We start from the raw sequence: 19,167 nt of genomic DNA, 5'->3' as shown, positions 1-19,167 counted from the left end.
GTGGCCCCCGCCCGCGGCTCAGTGCTAGCATCGGGCAGCCCCGATCATGCCAGGTACGGGGTGCATACCATCAGGGACGATAACAAGGACAATCCCATGTCATACCAGAAACTCGAACAACATCAGCAACAACTGCACCGCCTCTCCCACCTCTCCGCCATCTGCGGCTGGGATCAGGCCGCCATGATGCCGGAGGGGGGCAACGAGGCCCGCGCCGAGGCGATGGCGGAGCTCGGCGTGCTGATCCACCACAAGCGCACCGCCCCCGAGCTCGGCGACTGGATTGCCAGGGCAGAGAGCGAGCCGCTGGACGCGACCCAGCGCGCGAACCTCGCGGAGATCAAGCGCCACTGGCAGGATGCGAGCCTGCTGCCAAGCGAGCTGGTGGAGGCGCTCTCCTTGGCCGGCAGCAAGTGCGAGCACGCCTGGCGCCGCCAGCGCAAGGAGAACGACTGGGCGGGCTTTGCCCCTAATCTCGAGGAGGTGGTGCGCCTGTCGCGGGAGGTGGCGACCTTGCGCGCCGAGGCGCTCGGGGTGCGCCCCTATGACGCCATGCTGGCGCTGTACGAGCCCGGCATGACGAGCGCGCGGCTGGATCAGATCTTCGGCGATCTGACGAGCTGGCTGCCCGGCCTCATCCAGACCGTGAGCGAGCGGCAGAAGCGCGACGCCATCCTCACCCCGAGCGGCCCCTTCCCCGTCGCGACGCAGCAGGCGCTCGGCCAGGAGGTGATGGGGCTGCTCGGCTTTGATTTTGCACACGGCCGGCTCGACGTGAGCAGCCACCCGTTCTGCGGTGGCGTGCCGACGGACGTGCGCATCACCACGCGCTACAACGAGGACGAATTCGTCTCCAGCCTGATGGGCATAGTCCACGAGACGGGCCACGCGCGCTACGAGCAGGGCTTGCCGTGCCATCTGCTCGGCCAGCCGGTCGCCGAGGCGCGCTCCATGGGCATTCACGAGAGCCAGAGCCTGTTCTGCGAGATGCAGCTCGGCCATCACCCCGCGTTCCTCGCACTGCTGGCGCCGCGCATCCGCGCGCACTTCGGCGAGCAGGCCGCACTCGCACCGGCGAACCTCGAGAAGCTGTACAACAGGGTCGAGCCAGGCTTCATCCGCGTCGATGCGGACGAGGTGACGTATCCGGCGCACGTGATCCTGCGCTACGAGCTGGAGCGCGATCTCATCGAGGGGCGCATCGAGGTCGCGGACATCCCGGCGCTGTGGGATGCGAAGATGCAGCAGTGGCTCGGCTTGTCCACCAAGGGCAACTACCAGAATGGCTGCATGCAGGACATTCACTGGACGGACGGGTCGTTTGGCTACTTCCCGAGCTACACGCTCGGCGCCATGTACGCGGCGCAGCTGCGCTTCGCGCTGGAACGTGAACTCGGCGACATGGGCACGCTCGTGGCGTCTGGTCGCCTGCCGGAGATCTTTGGCTGGCTCGGTCGCCACATCTGGTCCCAGGGCAGCCTGCACGGCACGGACGAGCTCATTCGTCGCGCGACCGGCGAGGCACTGAATCCGCAGTGGCTGCGCAAGCACCTCGAACAGCGCTATCTGAAATAACCGCTCCCGGGCGCGCCCCTCGTCGCGCCCGCTTTTCCCCCTGCCCCACTATTTTTGCTATCTCTGTCCGTTTTTGGCTAGTCACCCCTCTCGCCCCCGCTTAGTCTCTGGGACATGCCCACAGAAATCCGAGTCATGCCATGAACACAGCGCCCCCAGTCCCAACGCCCCAGGACGAGATCATCCCCGGCCTCACGCGCGAGCAGTGCCATGCCGCGCGGCTCGCGCGAGACGCGCGTTTCGACGGCCGCTTCTTCACCGGCGTGCTGTCCACCGGCATCTATTGCCGCCCCATCTGCCCTGCGCGGGCGCCGCACGAGCACAACGTGCGCTATTTTCGCTTCGCGGCGGCGGCGGAGCAGCACGGGCTGCGTCCCTGCCTGCGCTGTCGCCCGGAGCTCGCACCGGCGCAGAGCGGGGATATGCCGCCCCTGGTCGCCCAGGTGCTGGCGCGCATCGAGCGCGGCGAGCTCGCGGAGCACAGCCTGGGCGCGCTCGCGGCGCAGGCCGGGATAACTGAGCGCACGCTGCGGCGCCAGTTCGAGCAACACCTCGGCGCCTCGCCAAAACAGGTGGAGCAGACGCGCCGCCTGCTGCTCGCGAAGCGGCTGCTGACGGAGACGCAACTGCCCATCACGGACGTCGCGTTCGCGTCTGGCTTTGCGAGCATTCGCCGCTTCAACGACGCCTGGCAACAGGCGTACGGGCTGACGCCGGGCGCCCTGCGCAAGCGGGAGGGCGGTGCGCCGGCGCAGACGCCGCAGGCGAGCCTGCAGTTGCAACTGATGTACCGCCCGCCGTTCGATGCCCAGGCCATGCTCGCGTTCTACCGGCTGCGCGCCATTCCGGGGCTGGAGCGGGTGGATGAGCACGGCTACGAGCGCCGCCACCGGGTCGGCGAACAGGAGGGGCTGGTTCGCATCGAGCCCCTCGAGGGGGAGAGGCTCAGGCTGACGGTGCAGGATCTGCCGCCGAGTGCGCTGCCGGACATACTGTATCGCGTGCGCCGCATGTGGGATCTCGATGCGGACATGGTGCGCATCGGCGAGCAGCTCGGGCAGGATCCGCTGCTGGCGCGGATACAGGGGCGCTGGCCCGGGGTGCGGCTGCCGGGGGGCTGGGACGAATACGAGGTGATGCTGCGCGCCATCGTCGGCCAGCAGGTGTCGGTCAAGGGGGCCATCACCATCATGGGGCGCCTGGTGGCACGCACCCAGGCGCAATTCGGGGTGGCGCAGCTGCCCACCCCGGCCCAGCTGTGCGCGCTGGATCTGGGCGGCATCGGCATGCCGGGCAGCCGTATCCGCACGCTGCAGGGGCTGGCCGCGGCGCTCGCGGGCGGCGCGCTCACCCTTGGCGGCGCGAGTGATGCGCAACTGCTCGCGCTGCCGGGCATAGGGCCCTGGACAGTCGCCTACTGGCGGCTGCGCTGCGGGCTGGACACAAATGCCTTCCCCGCCTCGGATCTCGTGCTGCAAAAGGCGCTGGGAGGCGGCACCAAGCTGCCGGTCAAAGAGGTGGAAGCGCGCAGCGCCCCCTGGCAGCCGTGGCGCGCCTATGCCGCGAGCTGGCTGTGGCACGCCATGAGCGAGCAGCCCGCGCTGCTGGCAGAACCGGCCCGGGCGCACCCGGACAACGAACCCAAGGAGACAACCCCATGATCCGCTACGACATTATGCCCACCCGCTGCGGCGATCTGCTGGTCGCCATCGATGAGCAGGGGCTGGTACACGTGGACTTTGTGGCAGGGCTGCGGCCGCTGCCCGACATGAGCGACTGGCGGCAGGACGGTGAGGCGCTCGCCCCCTTCCTCGCCGAGTTTCGAGACTACTTCGCGGGCCGGTTGCAGCGCTTCACGCTGCCGCTCGCGGCGCGGGGCACGGCGTTTCAGCAAGCGGTGTGGCAGGCGCTGTGCGACATCCCCTATGGGGAGACCCGCAGCTACGGCGACATCGCCCGCGCCATCGGCAAGCCGAGCGCGAGCCGCGCCGTCGGGGCCGCGAACGGTCGCAATCCGCTGTCGATCATAGTGCCCTGCCATCGCGTCATCGGCCAAAGCGGCAGCCTGACCGGCTATGCGGGCGGCCTGCCCATCAAGCAGGCGCTGCTGCGCCTCGAGGGGATCCAGCGCTGACCCACGGCTCTGTGTCTCCACAACCAGGGGCCGTCCGGCCCCTGGCCGTTCATCTCACCAGCCTGCACAGCCAGACAGCACCTCGCCTGGCACCAACCAGGCAAGAGATTGAAAAAAAACGGTTATACCGATGACTCCGAGAAGGTGAAAGCGGGGACGCCGCCCCCGGGTTGAATACTTGCCGGTCATGGGCCTCAAACCACGGCGCCGACGGGAGTTTGGGCGAATACTTCGAATACCGGGATGACGCCGCGCGTTGGCAGCTTGCTGACTATCGAGATCACGGCGTGTTTCCTGGCGATCCGATCGCTGCCATTGCCGCGATCCGTTTGAAACGAGGAGGAAACATGTCCACTCCAGTCACCGTCACTGAATTCCAGGTGAAGTCCCACGGCGCCCCAGACGAGGTGCGCACCCCCGACAAGACCCGGGTCGAGGTCGTCAAACTCGATGGCTACACCATAGGGCGGTTCAACTTCGCCCCCGGCTGGCGCTGGTCTGACTGCATCAAACCGGTCGTCAAGACGGAGCAATGCCAGCTCTCGCACCTGGGTTACGCCGTCTCGGGGTCACTCACGGTCCGTCTCGCAGACGGCACCCTCAAGACCATCAACGCCGGGGAGTCCTACACCATACCGCCGGGGCACGATGCCTGGGTCGAGGGTGATCAGCCGTTCGTTGGCATAGAGGTGCTCAGCGCCGATCAGTTCGCCAAACCATAGTGTGTCGTCGGCAACCCGCCAGGGTTGCGACCGAACCCACCGGTGGGCGCTCGCCCACCGGTACAGACCTCCCAGCAGCCTCGTCTTGTCCACCCGCCATGGTTCCACAGCCATACCGTTTCCCCCTGACGGCTGGCGCCGTGGGCAAGAATTCACATGGTGCCGCTTGCCCGCATGCGTGCCCGGCAGCCCTAGCGCCCCTTGCTCAGGGTCGCCTTGAGACTCGGATTGAAGACGCGCTTGAGGGAGGCGGGGTTGTTCGCCAGCTTGGCCGCCGGGCGGCGCGGACGCCTCACCAGCTCGCCGCCGCAGTTGGGGCAGACAAGGTGCAGATACTGATCGTTGCACTCGGCACAGAAGGTGCACTCGAAGGAGCAGATATAGGCCGTCGCCGTGTCGGCGGGCAGATCCCGGTCACAGCATTCACAGTTGGGTCTGAGTTCAAGCATGGGCAAGATCCTGAAGCACAAGGGGAAACGGGAGAGCACGCGGCTCAGTCGACGATAAAGAGGCGGGCGCCCAGTTCGGTGTAAGAGCGATGAGGCTCGGCGTTGTCGGCCACCTGATAGCTCATGCCTGGCGTCAGGGTGAAGACGCGGCCATCCTGCAGCTCGGTGTGCAGCTCCCCCTCGAGGCAGAGCAGCACGTGCCCCTTGCTGCACCAGTGATCCGCCAGATAGCCGGGGGAGTACTCCACCATCCGCACCCGCAGCGCCCCGAACTGCTGGGTGTGCCAGCGGGCGACGCCGCGCTCCCCCTGGTGTTCGGTCGGCGGGATGTCGGCCCAGCGGGTCGTGCAAAATGGCAATTCGTTGATATTCATGACAGCTCCTTTGTCAGCAGAGGAAGGCTTGGGGAAGGCGGCTCACCACGGGACGTCCGTGACAAGGCAGCCCCCTCATACTGCCATCAAATCCGCCCCCGCCCTATGCCCACACGGGCAGCCATCACCCCTTGAGGCTGCCCATCACCTGCATCTCGCAGCGGTGGCAGTCAAAGCGCAGGCGGAAGGTATCCTTGCCCATCTTCAATTCCAGCGGCTCGGCCTTGAGACCGGGCACCTCCTTCGGGCAGAGGTGCTGGCTGTAGCGGATGCAGTGCTTGGTGATCATCAGCACCACTTCCCCCTGCTCCTTGTTCGCCTCAAAAGCGGGGGCGATACGCCCCACCCCGTGTTCGCGAAAGAACTGCTCCGCCGCGCTGTTCAGCACGTTGCCGAGGTAGGAGAGGCAGTGCTGGGGATAAATGACGTCGCTCAGGGGGATGCGCCGCTCGGGTCGCCGGTAGGCGGCCAGACGGGCTGCCTCCAGGGCGGCTATGCCGTCCCGGCGCAGGCCGTTGAGCACGGATGCGGCAATAAACAGCGGCCTCGTTAGCACCAACTCAATCCGGCGTGCCACAAACAGGGTGTTGCCGAGCTTGGCGAGCTGGTCCCGGGCCTGTTGCAGCGCCCGCGCCGGGTTGTCGGCCGGCTGCTTGTCGCAGGGGAGCGTGACGGCGGCGCCGATGCCCTGCTCGTCCACCAGTTCGAGTCGCAATCCCTCGTCGTACTCGACAAGCTGCATGTCCACCCGGATGCGGCGATCCGCACTCGGCTTTTCCAGCAACTTGCTGAATGCCTGATCGTGGTTGCGGAAGATCTCGGTGCCCACCTTCAGCCCCGGCATACGCTCCGACAGCAGTAACTGCTTGCCTTCCACCTTGTTCAGGCGCATCCCCACCAGCTCGCCCCCCGGCTTGAAGAAGCCGAGGCCATCGCCGTTGTTGAGGCTCACGGGCTTGCCGTCGATCTCGATGCCATCCTTGGTCACCCTGCTGACGCGGCCCAGGGGTTCACCGACATATTTCGGGCTCCTGGTGGCGTCTATCCCCGGCTGGCGGCCATGGAGGAAGTAGTCGGTGCTGCCCCGGTTGAAGCTCTTCTTCGGATCCGGTGTGAAGCCGTAGCTGCAACGACCGGCGGAAGCAGCCACCAGTTCGGGGCGCCTATCCAGGATGGCGTCCAGCTTCTGGCGATACCAGGCGGTGACATTCTTGACGTAGTCCAGTCCCTTGAGGCGCCCCTCGATCTTGAAGGAGCGGATGCCAGCTGCGATCAGCGCCTCCAGGTTCGCGCTCTGATCCATGTCCTTGAGGGACAACAGGTGGCTGTTCTCCACCAGCACCTCACCCCCTGGGGTTTGCAGGGAGCAGGGCAGCCGGCAGAGCTGGGCGCACTCGCCACGGTTCGCGCTGCGGCCGGTGCGAGCGTGGCTGATGTTGCATTGGCCGCTGTAGGAGACGCACAGGGCCCCGTGGATAAAGAACTCCAGCTGCACCCGGGTCTGGGCGCTGATGGCACGGATCTGCTCGAGGGACAATTCCCGGGCCAGCACCACCTGGGAGAAGCCCACATCCTGCAGAAACTTCACCTTTTCTGGCGTGCGGTTGTCGGTCTGGGTGCTGGCGTGCAGCGCTATGGGAGGAAGATCCAGGGCCAGCAGCCCCATGTCCTGCACGATAAGCGCATCGGCCCCGGCTTCGTAGATCTGGTGGGTCAGGCGCCGGGCCTGCTCCAGCTCGTGGTCGTGCAGCAATGTGTTGAAGGCGACGAACACCTGGGCGCCGAAGCGGTGGGCGTGGCGGGCCAGCGCTTCGATGTCCTCGATGCTGTTGCCCGCCGCGCTGCGGGCACCGAAGGCGGGGCCGCCCATGTAGACGGCATCGGCGCCATGGTTGATGGCTTCGATGCCATAGGCGAGGTTCCTGGCCGGGGCCAGCAGCTCGAGGCGGTTAGTCTGGGTGTGATCCTGCATGGGTCTGATCTGAAGGCGGACGAGAAATGCCCGTCACTCTAGCGAGACCGGGCGCCCTTCGCCTTGATCCCGCTTAAGATCACCGCAGAATGCAGGATTGACCCGGTACAAGGACAAGCACATATGGCTGCCCCCTCATCCCCAGCCCTTCTCCCGCCAGGGGAGAAGGGAGCAGAGAGAGTGCCGACTACGCTGGCACCCGACGCGGGTCTAGATCACCACCTTGAGCGCCAATCCCAGCAGCACCAGGCCGCTCACCTTGTCGATCACGAAGGACTTGGCCTTGAGCCAGGAGAGCCACTGACTGACCGCGGGAGAGCTCAGATCACCACCTTGAGCGCCAATCCCAGCAGCACCGGGCCGCTCACCTTGTCGATCACGAAGGACTTGGCCTTGAGCCAGGAGAGCCATGGACTGACCGCGGGAGCGCTCAGATCACCACCTTGAGCGCCAATCCCAACAGCACCAGGCCGCTCACCTTGTCGATCACGAAGGACTTGGCCTTGAGCCAGGAGAGCACTGGCCCGCGAGAGAGCACCAGGGCCACCAGCACGTACCAGAGCGCGTCTATGCCGCCGGCAGTCAGCATCATGATGCTCCCCTCGCGCCAGCCGGTATCGGCGTGCACGAACTGGCTGAACAGGGCGATGAAGAAGATGGCGAGCTGGGGGTTCAAGAAGGCCACCATAAAGCCTTCGAACGCCCCCTGACGGCCACGGGCACCGTGCACCGCCTCGTCGGCAGCGTCGCCACTGGCGGGCTTGGCCAGCAACGCCTTGATCCCGAGCCAGGCGAGGAAGGCGGCGCCGCCGTAGCGGATCAGATCAAACAGCAGCGGGGTCTGGGTGATCAGCAGCGAGAGACCCAGCGCCGTGATCAGGGCATAGATCCCCACCCCCAGGCCGTGGCCGAGCGCCGTGGCCACCCCGTGGCCCTGCCCTCCCTGCACCGTATTGCGGATGATCAGCGCCAGGCTGGGCCCCGGACTGATGGCCCCCATCACGCAAATGGCGGCGAGCGCCAGCCAACTCGTCATTTCCATACCCTTTCCTTCTCTCTAGTCGAATGTCTCTACCTGGGATCAGGGTAGGAGGCGGCCAGCTATGCCAGAAGTGAAAGTTATGAATAGAGTCCATAGCCAACGGCTATAGGCTGGCATAACAAACTGTCCTAGCGGAGGTGGTCCGTCTTCAGATCCAGCTGCTTGCGGCTCTCCCCCAGGGTGCGCTGCAGGTGATCCCGCAGGAAGGGGTAGGCCAGCTCGCGAAACCAGCGGTGGGCCGGATCCAGGTGGTGGCGCTGGTGCCACAGCAGATGATACTGCTGGACCCGGGTGGCGAAGGGCAGATCGCAAAAACTCAGGGCATGCTCCCGGGAGAGCTGCCAGGCGATGTGGGCCGGGGTGGTCATCAGGCAGTCGGTGCGCAGCAGTACCTCCACCGCCGCCTGGAAGAAGGGCACCCGGGCGAACCAGCGGCGGGAGAGCCCCAGGGGGGCCAGCACCTGCTCCACCGGGCTGTCCTTGTCGCCGCCGCCGCTCACCTGCAGATGAGGCCAGGCGAGGTAGTCATCCAGGCTGGGCGCCGTGCCCGAGAGCGGGTGGTGGCGCCCCATCAGCATCACCAGCCTGTCCTCCCCCTGGTGCAGGCCGCGGATCTGATCCGGCACCAGCTCGGTGATGGTGGAGACCAGATCCAGCTCGGACTGCCACAGCTGCGGCAGTTGGCGCTTGTCCCACAGGCTGTACTCCAGCGCCGCCAGGGGGGCGGCCCTGGCCAGGGCCGCGCAGATGTCGGGCAGGATATGCTGGGCCACGTAGTCGGAGGAGGCGAGCCGGAACACCCGCTCGCAGCGCTCGGGAGCAAACTCGGGCGCCGCATAGAGCCGCTCCAGGGCACCGAGGGAATCGGCAAGCACCGCCGCCAGGCTCTCGGCCCGCGGCGTCAGCAGCCAGCGCTGTCCCTCCCGCACCAGCAGCTCGTCACCAAACTCGCTGCGAAGCTGGCCGAGCTGCTTGCTGATGGAGGGCTGGCTCAGATGCAGCAGCTCCGCCGCCCGGCTGATGTTGCGGGTCTCCAGCAGCACCTTGAGGGTGGGCAAGAGGTTGAGATTCGCTTTGTGCACTGACAACACCTCGGGAAGGGAGAGCCTGGTTCGGCTCTCATCTTAAGACAAGGAGAAGCGGGAATTTAAGCAAAATCACCACCTTGTTCCCCCTGCGCCCCCTTGCGCTCCCCTCCCCGCGGGATGACACTGGGAAGCCTGTACGACATAATTGCGCACTTTTCCGCCCGCGGGCGATCCACAACAAGAAGCGATAACAAGATGAAATACGCCAATATCACCGGCTGGGGCAAATGCCTCCCCCCCGCAGTGCTGACCAACGATGATCTCAGCACCATCATGGATACCTCGGATGAGTGGATCTATCCGCGTACCGGCATCAAGGCCCGCCGGGTCTCCCACGTCAGCACCCAGGCACTCGCCACCCTGGCCGCCCGCCGCGCCCTGGCCTGCGCCGGTCTGGACGCCGGTGAACTCGATGGCATCATACTGGCCACCGCCACCCCGGGCACGCTGGTCCCGAACTGTGCCTCTGCCGTGCAGCAGGCCCTGGGCGCCCACAAGGCGGCGGTGTTCGACCTCAATGCCGCCTGCACCGGCTTCGTCTACGCGCTCTCGGTCGCCACCTCCCTGGTGCAGACCGGCATGATGCAGAAGGTGCTGGTGATAGGCGCCGAGCGTCTCATCCAGTTGCTGGACTGGGCCAAGCGCGACACCGCAGTGCTGTTTGGCGACGGCGCCGGCGCCGTGGTGATAGAGGCGAGCGAGCAGAAGAGCGGCCTGATTGCCAGCAAGCTCGGCTGTGACAGCGAGGCGCGGGAGATACTGCACGTGCCGAACTTCGGGACGGATCGGGTGCGTTTCGCCGACATCGACGGTCTGTTCACCTTCAACTTCGAGGGGCAGGAGATCTTCAAGCGCGCCGTGCGCGGCATGGGCGAGGCCACAGGTGCCGTGCTGGCCCAGGCCGGCATAGCCCCCGAGCAAGTCGACCTCATAGTCCCGCACCAGGCCAACGTGCGCATCATTGAGACCCTGGCCAAGCGGATGAACGCCCCCATGGAGAAGGTGATGGTCAACATCGAGCAGTACGGCAACACCTCCGCCGCCACCGTGCCCATCGCCCTGTGCGAGGCGCTGGAGCAGGGCCGGGTCAAGCCAGGCAGCCACCTGCTGACCGCCGCCTTCGGGGCCGGCCTGACCTGGGGCGCCGCCCTCATCAAATGGGGCCCTCGCGTCACCCCGCTCGGTCACTGTGACGAGGAGCTGCCCCCCTGCGAGCAGAGCGCCCTCGAGCTCATCGCCCACGCGGTTCAGGGCTGCCAGCAGGCGCGCACCTCAGACGCCTGAGCCTCGCCACGGCCACCCTCTCCCGCATAAAAAAGAGGAGCCTATCGTGGCTCCTCTGTGCACGCCCTCCCTGCCGGCCCCCTCGGACATCGGCATAAAAGTCATTGAAAAGCGTGAATTTTGAGCGAAACATATCAAAAAATAACCACTTGACACTTTTTTGTCGTCAGAATGCGGCCAAGGGGTTCACAACCTTGCCGGATCTGGTAGTATGCGGCCTCGCACTTGGGGAGGGGTTCCCGAGCGGCCAAAGGGATCAGACTGTAAATCTGACGGCTCTGCCTTCGAAGGTTCGAATCCTTCTCCCTCCACCATTCAAGTGCGTCAAGTAAGTAAAAAATCAGGAAAATACCCCGTGGAGGGGTTCCCGAGCGGCCAAAGGGATCAGACTGTAAATCTGACGGCTCTGCCTTCGAAGGTTCGAATCCTTCTCCCTCCACCATCTTCCTGCATTGAGTGAAAGGCCTGTAAAAAGTAGTACCCCTGTGGAGGGGTTCCCGAGCGGCCAAAGGGATCAGACTGTAAATCTGACGGCTCTGCCTTCGAAGGTTCGAATCCTTCTCCCTCCACCATCCTTCAGAAAACCCGGCCTGGCGCCGGGTTTTCGCATTTATGACCAGTGGTCATTTGGCACTGTCAGATCTGACAATTGCCCCGCCCCCGCTTTTTCGAAACAGTAGAAGCCTCGAGTCGCAAGGATCGCCCTCATATGTTTGAAATCTGGGATGAAAGGGGCCGTGAGCAAGGGCTGACGCTGCCCGAGCTGCAACAACGACTGCGCCATTATCAGGGTGACGTCATGGTGCGCTATCTCAACCGCCTCGGCCTGCCGAGCACCCTGTTCCTGACCGTTGCGCAAGGCCAGGCCTACCAACGCTTCAAGGCCGGCTCCCCCAAACTCGACTGGGAGTGGCTGGCCCAGGCCATGCATACTGTTCATGTCTCTGAGATCAACATGCAACAGCTGAATAACGCTCTCCCTTAAACATCGCTTTCCCTATGGTCAGCCCGTTCACTGTGCGCCCAGATAAACCTGTGCCGCCTGCCACCCCATCAGATAACCCTGTTCCAGTCGTGCCGAATCTGTGGTCATGCGACCGACCCTGAACGCCTCGGGTGGATAGATGAACCGGATGCGGCAATCCGCGGGTGGATTAAGGATGAAGTCGATGGCGTCGTTGTAGCTCTGATGGCGGGCCAGGCTGGCGCGGGCCAGCGCCGGGGTCTGCCGCAGCAGGTAGCGGTGCAGGGCGGGCAGACGCGGCGCCCGCTTGCGATAGCCGAGCGGGCGGGAGAGCACCACTGTGATGTCCCGCGCCCCCTGCTCATAGGCGTGGCGCACCGGGATGGAGTCAGCTACCCCGCCGTCGGTCATCGCCTCGCCCCCCAACCGCACGAAGTCGCGATAGGCTAGCGGCACCGAGCAGGAGGCCTTGATCTGCTGCTCCAACTCCTCCACCGTCGCCTTGAGATAGGCGGCCTGCCCGTCCGAGACTCTGGTGGTCACCACCGTCAGCGGCACAGGGTTAGCGGCAAACCGCGCCAGATCGAGCCGGCACTCGCGGATGGTGATCTCCCACAGCCAGTCGAGATCCAGCCAATGACCGCCGCGCATGAACTTCGCCAGGCTGATGAACTCGGGGCGACAGGAGTAATCCGTGATGACTCTGTGGTTGCGCCCCTGCTGGCCGGCCAGGAAGGCCGCCAGATTGACCGCCCCCGCCGAGACACCTATGCAGTGATCGAACGCCGTCACTCCCCTGGCCATGAAGGCATCCAGCACCCCGGCGGCAAAGATACCGCGCATGGCGCCCCCCTCGACCACCAGGGCCGTTTGTTGCCGACTCATCTCCTCTCTCCTCCGCGCTACGCTGTGAATGGACTCACACTTTGGCTCATTCAGAGCCCGTTTCAGATCTGCATCTCTATAATGGGCCCGCCTGGGCCTCTTCGGTGCCCTGGCATAACCTGTTGATGCTACGGAATATTACAATGAAAAATAGCCACAAGACCCTGCTCGCCGCTGCCATTTCCCTCGGATTGATGGCAGGCTGTCACAGCAACAATGACTCCAAGGCCCCCGATCCCATGGTTCGCTTCGCTACCTTCAACCTCTCCTTCGATCGCACCGCCCCCGGCATGCTCTCCGGCGAACTGGCGCTGGACCGCGCCGCCCAGGATGCCCTGCTGGCCCGCCTCGCCGACGGCACCTTGAGCGGGGCAGAGAAGACCAGGGCCCTCGACGTGCAGCAGATCCGCAACATCGCCGAAATCATCCAGCGCACCCGGCCGGATGTCTTCCTGCTCAACGAGTTCGACAACGACGGCAAGGGGGAGAGCGCAGCCGATCTCAAGGCCTTCAACGACAACTACCTGGCCCATGCCCAGCACGGCGAGGTTCAGGCCATCAGCTACCCTGTGATGCAGAATTTCGCCACCAACACAGGGCTGATGAGCGGCCATGACCTCAACCTGGATGGCAAGCGCAACAGCGGGCCTGACGACGCCTGGGGCTTTGGCAACTACCACGGCCAGTACGCCTTCGCCCTGATGTCGAAGTATCCCATCGACACCAAGGGGATCCGCACCTTCCAGCACTTCAAGTGGAAGGACATGCCGGGCGAGACGAACCCTGTCATCGACGACTGCAACAACCCCAGGGCGCCGATCCCGGCTGGCCGCCAGTGCGGCGAACCCTGGTATGACGACGCCGCCTGGGCGCAGTTTCCACTCTCCTCCAAGAACCACGCGGACGTGCCGGTGCGGGTCAAGACCGCCAAGGGGGAAGAAGTGATCCATTTCCTCATCTCCCACCCGACGCCCCCCATCTTTGGCAATGCGGCGCGCCACAACGTCAAGCACAACAGGGCCGAGGTCGCCTTCTGGCAGGACTATGTGGAGAGCGCCAGCTACATGGTGGACGACGCCGGCAAGGCGGGCGGCCTGCCACAGGGTGCCCGCTTCGTCATCGCCGGGGATCTCAACGCCGATCCTCAAGCAGGCGATGGGGATCTCAGTGCTATCCAGGACTTGCACAACCATGTGCTGGTCAATCAGGCGGTCACCAATGGCGCCCTGATCCCGGTGAGCCAGGGAGGCCCGGAGTGCCTCGCCAGCCAGCCGGACCTGTGCAAGCGCAACAACAACCGCACCACCCCGGAGCGCATCACCAGCAGCAGCGGCCTGCAGCTCGATCACCTGATCCCCTCAGCCAACCTCAATGCCATCGCCTCTGGGGTGTTCTGGCCCGCCAGCTTCGAGCCGGGCTACCACCTGGTGTATGACGCCAAGCTGGGCATCGCCAAGGGGGTCAGCTCGGATCACCGCCTGGTGTGGGTGGACTTCGAACTGGACCAGTGATGTTCAGGAGCACGCAATGAAAAGCGGGGCCATGATGGCCCCGCTTTTTTTTGCCTCTGGCGCTACACCAGCTTCTCCACCCGGGCTGGCAGGCCCTGGCGCGCCGAGGAGCCGATGGCCCAGTCCACCAGGGGGTAGCGGCCGTGGCGACTAGGATCCAGCACCGCCAGATCGTTGAGGTTCACCCCGGCGCCGCGCAGGGCACTGGCCACCACCTCCTTACCGTCGACCCAATGCGCCCGCGCCCCCAGCTCCTTGTGACCGAAGCCGTGCTCGATGGCGATGGCATCTTCCTGCACCCCGGCCACGCACTCGGCCAGCCCGATCACGCTGCCATTGGGGGTGCTGACCCGCACCCTGTCCCCGCTCACTATGCCAAGGCGGGCCGCCGTCTCCACGTTGAGCCGCACCCCGTTGCTGGGGTGCACCTGGCGCAGGCGATCCGAGCCTATGCTCATGGAGCTCATGGTGTGGGACTTGTAGCTGGTGAGCAGCAGGGGCCACTGGGCCGGCTTGAACGCCTCGTTGAGCTGCGTGCCGTCCGCGAGCTGGGGGCGGAAGAAGCGCGGGGTGCCGCTCAAGTATTGACCGCTCTGGCTGTGGCGCCGGCTGCCCACCGCCGGGTTCCACAGCATCAACGGCTTGGGCCAGCGCTTGCTCGGCTGACCCGATTCATCGCGCCCCTTGGCCACCGGCTCGAAGCGCCCGCCTCGAGCGAAGAGGTAGGCGGCGCGGCCCGCCTCCTCCGCACTCAGGGTGGCATTCAGCACCGGCAGGATCCGCTCTACCCCGGACCAGGCGAGATCCTCAGGCCCGATGGGAGGCACAGGCTCGCCGAGATAGGCGACGTTGGCCGCCCCGTAGAGGGAGAAGTCCGCCGCCTTGTTCAGGGCGTGCAGCTTGCCATCCGCCCCTTTGAGGGCCTCCTCGCCAAAGCCCGGCAACCCCAGGCGCTTCGCCACGGCGATGAAGAAGGACTCCATACAGACCGGATCCCCCGAGGCTGTCTTGGCGACTCTTGGCTCCACCACGGGCCAGCGGCCGGTGGAGACCTTGGTCATGACCCCGTGCCAGGCCGTGGCCCAGCCCCAGGACTCATAGGTCAGGGTGTCAGGCACTATGTAGTCCGACAGCGCCGAGGATTCGTTGATGAAGCTGTCGATGCTGACAAAGAGCGGCAGCACGCCCGGGTCCTTGAGCTGCTCGCCGATGGCATGGCTGAGCCCCGCCTGACCATAGAGGGGGTTGCCCATGTGGTTGATCCAGGCCTTGGCGCGGTAGGGATAACCGCTCACCGCCGCGGTCAGGTGCTCGCCGAGCAATGGGCCGGAGAGTGGGAACCAGGGCTCGTGGGCCGGATAGGGATTCTGGCCCGCCTCGCGCTTGCGGCGATATTCCGAGGTCTTCTCGTAGGGGAACCTGGAGCGCGACAGGAAGACCCCGGCGGGTTTGACCATGCCGGGGAAGCTCGCGAGATCGTAGCGCGGCCCGGCCCCGAAGGGGTCGAACTTGCCGCCGCTCGCCACGGCGCCGCCCCGGGCGTTGAGGTTCCCTATCATGGCATTGAGCATCATGATGGCCCAGGCCGAATAGAAGCCGTTGGCGCTCATGGTGCCGCCATGGGTGATCACCGCCGCCCGGGTGCCGTGGCTGGTGAACTCCCGCGCCAGCTCGACGATGTCGCTTACCGGCACGGCGCACTCGGCGCTGTATTGCTCGAGAGAGTGCTCCCGGCTCGCCTCGGCCAGCAGCTGGAAGCTGCTCTTGACCATCAGCTCCCCCTTGGGGCCCTGAATGGGGCGATCCACCCAGAGCCGGGCCCGCTCACACTGGCCTGCGGGTCTCGGCTCATCGCTCCCCTCCTCGACCACCAGCACCGCATCCCCCTCGCCATAGGGCTCACCGCCGTGGGGCAGCCCCAGATCGCTGGCGTGCAGCATCTGGCCGAAGCGGGGGTGGGACTCGTCGCAGACAACCAGATGGCTGGCGTTGCAAAAGCCGCGATAGCCGGCCCGCTCGGCGGCCTCGGCATGGGGGGCCGCCAGGAAGGGCTCGGCGTAACGCTCGTTGTCGATGATCCAGCGCAGCATGGCCATGGCCAGGGCCGAGTCGGTGGCGGGGCGGATGGGCAGCCAGCGGTTGGAGGGGGCGGACGGCAGGTTCACCGTGTTCGGCAGGCTGGGGGCCACCACCACGTAGGAGAAGGGCTTGCCCTGCCGCGCCCGCCCCGCCGCCAGCTGGCGGGACTGGCGCTTGAAGGGGTTGCCGGACTGCTGGGGGGAGGTGCCCATGAACAGCAGGAAGTCGCTCTCGTCCCAGTCCGGCTTGAGGTGGGCGTTCTTCTCCAGATCGTCCAGCAGGGCGCCGGCCCCGACCCGGAACGACAGGCCGCAGTAGGCGCCGTGGTTCGCGAAATTGCGGGTGCCGAAGCTGTTGAAGGTGAAGCGCTTGATGAAGGCGTCGCGCCCCTCGTCCGAGGCGTTGCTCACCAGCAGCTGGTTGGCCCTGGGGCCGTACTCCGGGTTCGCCGGGTCCAGCGGCTCGGCGAGGTTGCGGATGGCCCTCAGCCCCTCCACTTTTCCCTCCCCGAACAGGTCGCCCCCCTCCACCACCTCCTCGATCAGCTGCTCGAAGGGGATGCTCTGCCAGCGGCCGCTGCCGCGGGGGCCGACCCGCTTGAGGCAGCGGGTGACCCTGTGGGGGCTGTCGAGCTGCTCCAGCATGGCGTTGCCCCGGGCGCAGGCGGTGGAGCGCCCCTCCAGCCCTCCTTCCTGATAGCCGCTGGTCGCGAGCAGCGCCTGCTTGACTGGCGTCTTGAAGTCGATGTGGTGCAGGGCCGAGAGGGGGTGATAGGGGTTGCCCAGGATGCGCACTATCCTGTCGCTCTCGTTGTCGATGCGGGCCCGCACCCCGCACAGGGTCCAGCAGCCGAGGCACATGGTGTTGGCGAGGCGCTGATCCGGGTTGGGGTGAAGCTCCCCCTGCCCGTCGACCCTGTACTCCACGGCGAGCGAGTTGCCGTGAATGGGATCCCGGGTCGGCTTGCCGGAGCTGCCGGTGGCCACCCCGCTCGCCACCTGCTTGAGGGTGTCGCTGTAACCGGCGACAAACAATCCGGTGCCCCCGGCGATGGCGGCCCCTTTGAGAAACTTGCGTTTGCTGTGATCCATCAGAGTGCCTCGCGAGCGGAGTTGGCTGCCTGGGTGGCAGAGGAAGTGGTGGTGGATGGCAGAGCCGGAGCGCGCACCAGTTCGGAAAGCGCCACCAGCAGGGCCAGCAGCAGGCCGAAGGTGCCGAGAATGCCGAGCACCCCAGCCGGTCCCCAGGCGATGTCGTAGAGATAGACCCCGGCCCCGTATTTCGGGACCAGCTGCCCCTGGATAAGCACCAGCCAGCGCAGGCCCCACACCAGGTGCAGTGCCAGCAGTCCCAGGCCCCAGGTTTGCAGGCGGGGGGAGAGTCTTGCTCCAGCCAGCAGCAGCAGGCCGAGCAGACCCAGGGTCAGCAGCAGCCAGTGAGCCGCCAGCCGCCAGCTGGGATCCAGCCGATAGAGGGCACTCGCCTCAGCCGCCGAGGCGCCGCCAGCCAGGGCCCAGCCCAGCAGGGAGAAAGCGAGCAGCGCCAGGGTCGGGCGGATCTGGCGCAGCAGCCCCGTCTCGGTGTGCTGCTGCCAGCCGGCCAGCAGGCGGTTGAGCAGCAGCAGGGCGCTCTGGGCCGCCAGCAGGGCGCTCAGCGCCAGCAGCCAGGGCAACCAGGGGGTATGCCAGAGCGGGCGTGCCTGCACCGCCATGGTCTCGAGCCCGGTGTAGAGGGCGATGCTGAGACCGCTCAAGGCAGCCACCACCGCAAGGGGCCTCAGCCACGCATCGCCGGACCAGCTTCCCAGGCAGAGCAACCGCGCCAGGGCGGCCACCCTGTCATGCTCCTCGCCGCGCCTGGCCAGGGCGGGCCTGAGCAGCAGCCAGCCGAGCAGCATGGAGAGCAGGCTGAACAGGGGCAGCAGGTAGGCGCCATACCACATGACGGAGGTGAAGCGGGTCTGGGCGTAGAAGTGCCAGGCCCGGGCCGGCTGGTGCAGATCCGCGGTCAGGGCGATGGGAGCCACCAGGCCGGCTGCCACCATCAGCACGGCGGCCAGGGTCTGCAGCCGCGGGTCCTGCGCCTTGCGCCACAGATCAAAGGCGCCGAGCCAGAGGGCACCGTAGGCGAGGCCGATGAGGAAGAAATATTGTACCGCCCAGGGCAGCCAGGTGATGGGTTGATCCGGGGCCAGCAGTTCATGAATGGTCATGGGCTATCTCCTTGCCGTCGTCGCCGAGCAGGGTGCGCTGCGGCGGATGGCCGTCGATCTTGCTGACGAAGGCCTCGTCCATCCCGAGATAGAAGACCCGTGGCTGGGTATGGGCCTCGGGCTTGAGCACCTTGATGGCGGGCTCGTGTTCCTGCAGCAGCCGGCTTATCCGGCTTTTGGGATCGCTTAAGTCCCCTATGATGCGCGCCTCGCCGACGCAGCTCTCCACGCAGGCGGGCAAGAGTCCCGCCTCCAGCCGGTGGGCGCAGAAGGTGCACTTGTCGGCGGTGTTGGTCTCGTGGTTGATGAAGCGGGCGTCGTAGGGGCAGGCCTGCACGCAGTAGCCGCAGCCGACGCACCAGTCGTTGTTGACCACGACGATGCCGTCGTCGCGCTGGAAGGTGGCTCCAGTGGGGCAGACATCGAGGCAGGCGGGCTCGGCGCAGTGGTTGCACAGCCTCGGCAGCATCAAGAGGGAGGCGGGAGCCTCGAGGGCCGCCACGTCGCTCACCTCGTACTGGCTCACCGTGGTGCGAAACTGGCCGAGGGGGGGCTGGTTTTCCATGGTGCAGGCCACGGTGCAGGCCTGGCAGCCGACGCAGCGGCGCAAGTCGATCAGCATGCCGTAACGCTTGCGCCCGTCCCCGCGACTGATGGCCGCCCGCCCATTGCGGGGAACGGGGACGGACTGGGCCTGAGTCACGGGGATCAGGGCCGCCCCTGCGGTGAGGGCGGCGATCCCGGATAACAATCGGCGCTTGCTGGGCTCCATGGCGTCTTTCCTTCTGCTGAGCTGGCTTCCCCGAAAGGGGGGTTGGGCCGATTGTCCGCAACGCAGGAAGTCGCCTCTATTGTGGTTTTCCACATACCGGGAGC

Annotated in this window: 17 protein-coding genes and 3 tRNA genes; 10 read left to right on the top strand and 10 right to left on the bottom strand. The window is 66.0% G+C overall.

Annotation, left to right across the window (positions count from 1 at the left end; genetic code table 11):
• Positions 1-96 precede the first annotated feature (96 nt).
• The 4 genes from ACWPWQ_RS00295 to ACWPWQ_RS00280 all read left to right on the top strand — a co-directional run bounded on the left by ACWPWQ_RS00295 (position 97) and on the right by ACWPWQ_RS00280 (position 4,431).
• Positions 97-1,575, top strand: coding sequence for a carboxypeptidase M32 (locus ACWPWQ_RS00295; protein WP_454008734.1), 1,479 nt, complete (start codon positions 97-99; stop codon positions 1,573-1,575).
• A gap of 140 nt (positions 1,576-1,715) precedes the next feature.
• Positions 1,716-3,236, top strand: coding sequence for an AlkA N-terminal domain-containing protein (locus ACWPWQ_RS00290; protein WP_454008733.1), 1,521 nt, complete (start codon positions 1,716-1,718; stop codon positions 3,234-3,236).
• Positions 3,233-3,709, top strand: coding sequence for a methylated-DNA--[protein]-cysteine S-methyltransferase (locus tag ACWPWQ_RS00285; protein ID WP_454008732.1), 477 nt, complete (start codon positions 3,233-3,235; stop codon positions 3,707-3,709). The genes ACWPWQ_RS00290 and ACWPWQ_RS00285 overlap by 4 nt, the downstream gene beginning before the upstream one ends.
• A gap of 347 nt (positions 3,710-4,056) precedes the next feature.
• On the top strand, positions 4,057-4,431 hold the full coding sequence (locus ACWPWQ_RS00280) for a cupin domain-containing protein (RefSeq protein ID WP_041206310.1): 375 nt from the start codon (positions 4,057-4,059) through the stop codon (positions 4,429-4,431).
• Positions 4,432-4,622: 191 nt separating this feature from the next.
• Here ACWPWQ_RS00280 and ACWPWQ_RS00275 read toward each other — a convergent pair whose 3' ends face one another.
• From ACWPWQ_RS00275 to ACWPWQ_RS00250, 6 genes are all read right to left on the bottom strand, one after another.
• The gene (locus ACWPWQ_RS00275) at positions 4,623-4,880 is read right to left on the bottom strand and encodes a DUF1272 domain-containing protein (protein ID WP_205641158.1); all 258 of its coding nucleotides are present in this window, start codon (positions 4,878-4,880) and stop codon (positions 4,623-4,625) included.
• A gap of 44 nt (positions 4,881-4,924) precedes the next feature.
• A complete protein-coding gene (locus ACWPWQ_RS00270) occupies positions 4,925-5,254 on the bottom strand; it encodes a DHCW motif cupin fold protein (RefSeq protein WP_319917102.1) in 330 nt (109 codons plus the stop codon).
• Positions 5,255-5,378: 124 nt separating this feature from the next.
• Positions 5,379-7,226 (bottom strand): peptidase U32 family protein, encoded by a 1,848-nt coding sequence (locus ACWPWQ_RS00265; protein ID WP_454008731.1) that lies wholly within the window; start codon positions 7,224-7,226, stop codon positions 5,379-5,381.
• 210 nt (positions 7,227-7,436) lie between these two features.
• The gene (locus ACWPWQ_RS00260; RefSeq protein WP_454008730.1) at positions 7,437-7,637 is read right to left on the bottom strand and encodes a hypothetical protein; all 201 of its coding nucleotides are present in this window, start codon (positions 7,635-7,637) and stop codon (positions 7,437-7,439) included.
• Between the two features lie 19 nt (positions 7,638-7,656).
• Entirely contained in the window at positions 7,657-8,268 is a 612-nt protein-coding gene (locus ACWPWQ_RS00255) for a LysE family translocator (RefSeq protein WP_454008729.1), read from the bottom strand.
• 128 nt (positions 8,269-8,396) lie between these two features.
• Positions 8,397-9,350, bottom strand: coding sequence for a LysR family transcriptional regulator (locus ACWPWQ_RS00250; RefSeq protein ID WP_454008728.1), 954 nt, complete (start codon positions 9,348-9,350; stop codon positions 8,397-8,399).
• 201 nt (positions 9,351-9,551) lie between these two features.
• Between ACWPWQ_RS00250 and ACWPWQ_RS00245 the strand changes: the two genes are divergently transcribed.
• The 5 genes from ACWPWQ_RS00245 (at position 9,552) to ACWPWQ_RS00225 (ending at position 11,625) form a co-directional block, all read left to right on the top strand.
• On the top strand, positions 9,552-10,640 hold the full coding sequence (locus tag ACWPWQ_RS00245) for a beta-ketoacyl-ACP synthase 3 (RefSeq protein WP_454008727.1): 1,089 nt from the start codon (positions 9,552-9,554) through the stop codon (positions 10,638-10,640).
• Positions 10,641-10,869: 229 nt separating this feature from the next.
• A tRNA-Tyr gene (locus ACWPWQ_RS00240) sits at positions 10,870-10,954 on the top strand.
• 43 nt (positions 10,955-10,997) lie between these two features.
• Positions 10,998-11,082, top strand: a tRNA-Tyr gene (locus ACWPWQ_RS00235).
• A 45-nt stretch (positions 11,083-11,127) separates the two neighbouring features.
• Positions 11,128-11,212 (top strand) — tRNA-Tyr (locus tag ACWPWQ_RS00230).
• Between the two features lie 137 nt (positions 11,213-11,349).
• Positions 11,350-11,625 (top strand): hypothetical protein, encoded by a 276-nt coding sequence (locus tag ACWPWQ_RS00225; RefSeq protein WP_454008726.1) that lies wholly within the window; start codon positions 11,350-11,352, stop codon positions 11,623-11,625.
• A gap of 27 nt (positions 11,626-11,652) precedes the next feature.
• Here ACWPWQ_RS00225 and ACWPWQ_RS00220 read toward each other — a convergent pair whose 3' ends face one another.
• Entirely contained in the window at positions 11,653-12,489 is an 837-nt protein-coding gene (locus ACWPWQ_RS00220) for a patatin-like phospholipase family protein (protein WP_454008725.1), read from the bottom strand.
• Between the two features lie 143 nt (positions 12,490-12,632).
• Here ACWPWQ_RS00220 and ACWPWQ_RS00215 point away from each other — a divergent pair, with 143 nt between their 5' ends.
• Entirely contained in the window at positions 12,633-14,000 is a 1,368-nt protein-coding gene (locus tag ACWPWQ_RS00215) for an endonuclease/exonuclease/phosphatase family protein (protein ID WP_454008724.1), read from the top strand.
• A gap of 62 nt (positions 14,001-14,062) precedes the next feature.
• Here the strand turns inward: ACWPWQ_RS00215 and ACWPWQ_RS00210 are convergent, their stop codons facing one another.
• Genes ACWPWQ_RS00210 through dsrO form a run of 3 tightly spaced genes read right to left on the bottom strand, consistent with a single transcriptional unit; the run spans position 14,063 to position 19,063 of the window.
• Entirely contained in the window at positions 14,063-17,170 is a 3,108-nt protein-coding gene (locus tag ACWPWQ_RS00210; RefSeq protein ID WP_454008723.1) for a molybdopterin dinucleotide binding domain-containing protein, read from the bottom strand.
• Positions 17,170-18,291: an NrfD/PsrC family molybdoenzyme membrane anchor subunit gene (gene nrfD, locus ACWPWQ_RS00205; protein ID WP_454008722.1), complete on the bottom strand. Its 1,122-nt coding sequence runs from the start codon at positions 18,289-18,291 to the stop codon at positions 17,170-17,172. Before nrfD ends, ACWPWQ_RS00210 begins: the two co-directional genes overlap by 1 nt.
• Positions 18,278-19,063, bottom strand: a complete 786-nt coding sequence (dsrO, locus tag ACWPWQ_RS00200; protein ID WP_454008721.1) for a sulfate reduction electron transfer complex DsrMKJOP subunit DsrO — start codon at positions 19,061-19,063, stop codon at positions 18,278-18,280. Before dsrO ends, nrfD begins: the two co-directional genes overlap by 14 nt.
• Positions 19,064-19,167 lie beyond the last annotated feature (104 nt).

The sequence above is a fragment of the Aeromonas sp. Marseille-Q7275 genome (genome assembly GCF_965119515.1).
Note: the sequence above shows the minus strand (reverse complement) of the source record. Positions and strands in the feature narration are given on the sequence as shown.

What these genes read in the sequence shown, in the direction of transcription:
- ACWPWQ_RS00260 (WP_454008730.1), bottom strand. Translation starts at nt 7,637, where the DNA reads ATGGCTCTCCTGGCTCAAGGCCAAGTCCTTCGTGATCGACAAGGTGAG.
- ACWPWQ_RS00225 (WP_454008726.1), top strand. Translation starts at nt 11,350, where the DNA reads ATGTTTGAAATCTGGGATGAAAGGGGCCGTGAGCAAGGGCTGACGCTG.
- ACWPWQ_RS00295 (WP_454008734.1), top strand. Translation starts at nt 97, where the DNA reads ATGTCATACCAGAAACTCGAACAACATCAGCAACAACTGCACCGCCTC.
- dsrO (WP_454008721.1), bottom strand. Translation starts at nt 19,063, where the DNA reads ATGGAGCCCAGCAAGCGCCGATTGTTATCCGGGATCGCCGCCCTCACC.
- ACWPWQ_RS00270 (WP_319917102.1), bottom strand. Translation starts at nt 5,254, where the DNA reads ATGAATATCAACGAATTGCCATTTTGCACGACCCGCTGGGCCGACATC.
- ACWPWQ_RS00290 (WP_454008733.1), top strand. Translation starts at nt 1,716, where the DNA reads ATGAACACAGCGCCCCCAGTCCCAACGCCCCAGGACGAGATCATCCCC.
- ACWPWQ_RS00265 (WP_454008731.1), bottom strand. Translation starts at nt 7,226, where the DNA reads ATGCAGGATCACACCCAGACTAACCGCCTCGAGCTGCTGGCCCCGGCC.
- ACWPWQ_RS00275 (WP_205641158.1), bottom strand. Translation starts at nt 4,880, where the DNA reads ATGCTTGAACTCAGACCCAACTGTGAATGCTGTGACCGGGATCTGCCC.
- ACWPWQ_RS00285 (WP_454008732.1), top strand. Translation starts at nt 3,233, where the DNA reads ATGATCCGCTACGACATTATGCCCACCCGCTGCGGCGATCTGCTGGTC.
- ACWPWQ_RS00280 (WP_041206310.1), top strand. Translation starts at nt 4,057, where the DNA reads ATGTCCACTCCAGTCACCGTCACTGAATTCCAGGTGAAGTCCCACGGC.
- ACWPWQ_RS00245 (WP_454008727.1), top strand. Translation starts at nt 9,552, where the DNA reads ATGAAATACGCCAATATCACCGGCTGGGGCAAATGCCTCCCCCCCGCA.
- ACWPWQ_RS00210 (WP_454008723.1), bottom strand. Translation starts at nt 17,170, where the DNA reads ATGGATCACAGCAAACGCAAGTTTCTCAAAGGGGCCGCCATCGCCGGG.
- ACWPWQ_RS00220 (WP_454008725.1), bottom strand. Translation starts at nt 12,489, where the DNA reads ATGAGTCGGCAACAAACGGCCCTGGTGGTCGAGGGGGGCGCCATGCGC.
- ACWPWQ_RS00215 (WP_454008724.1), top strand. Translation starts at nt 12,633, where the DNA reads ATGAAAAATAGCCACAAGACCCTGCTCGCCGCTGCCATTTCCCTCGGA.
- nrfD (WP_454008722.1), bottom strand. Translation starts at nt 18,291, where the DNA reads ATGACCATTCATGAACTGCTGGCCCCGGATCAACCCATCACCTGGCTG.
- ACWPWQ_RS00255 (WP_454008729.1), bottom strand. Translation starts at nt 8,268, where the DNA reads ATGGAAATGACGAGTTGGCTGGCGCTCGCCGCCATTTGCGTGATGGGG.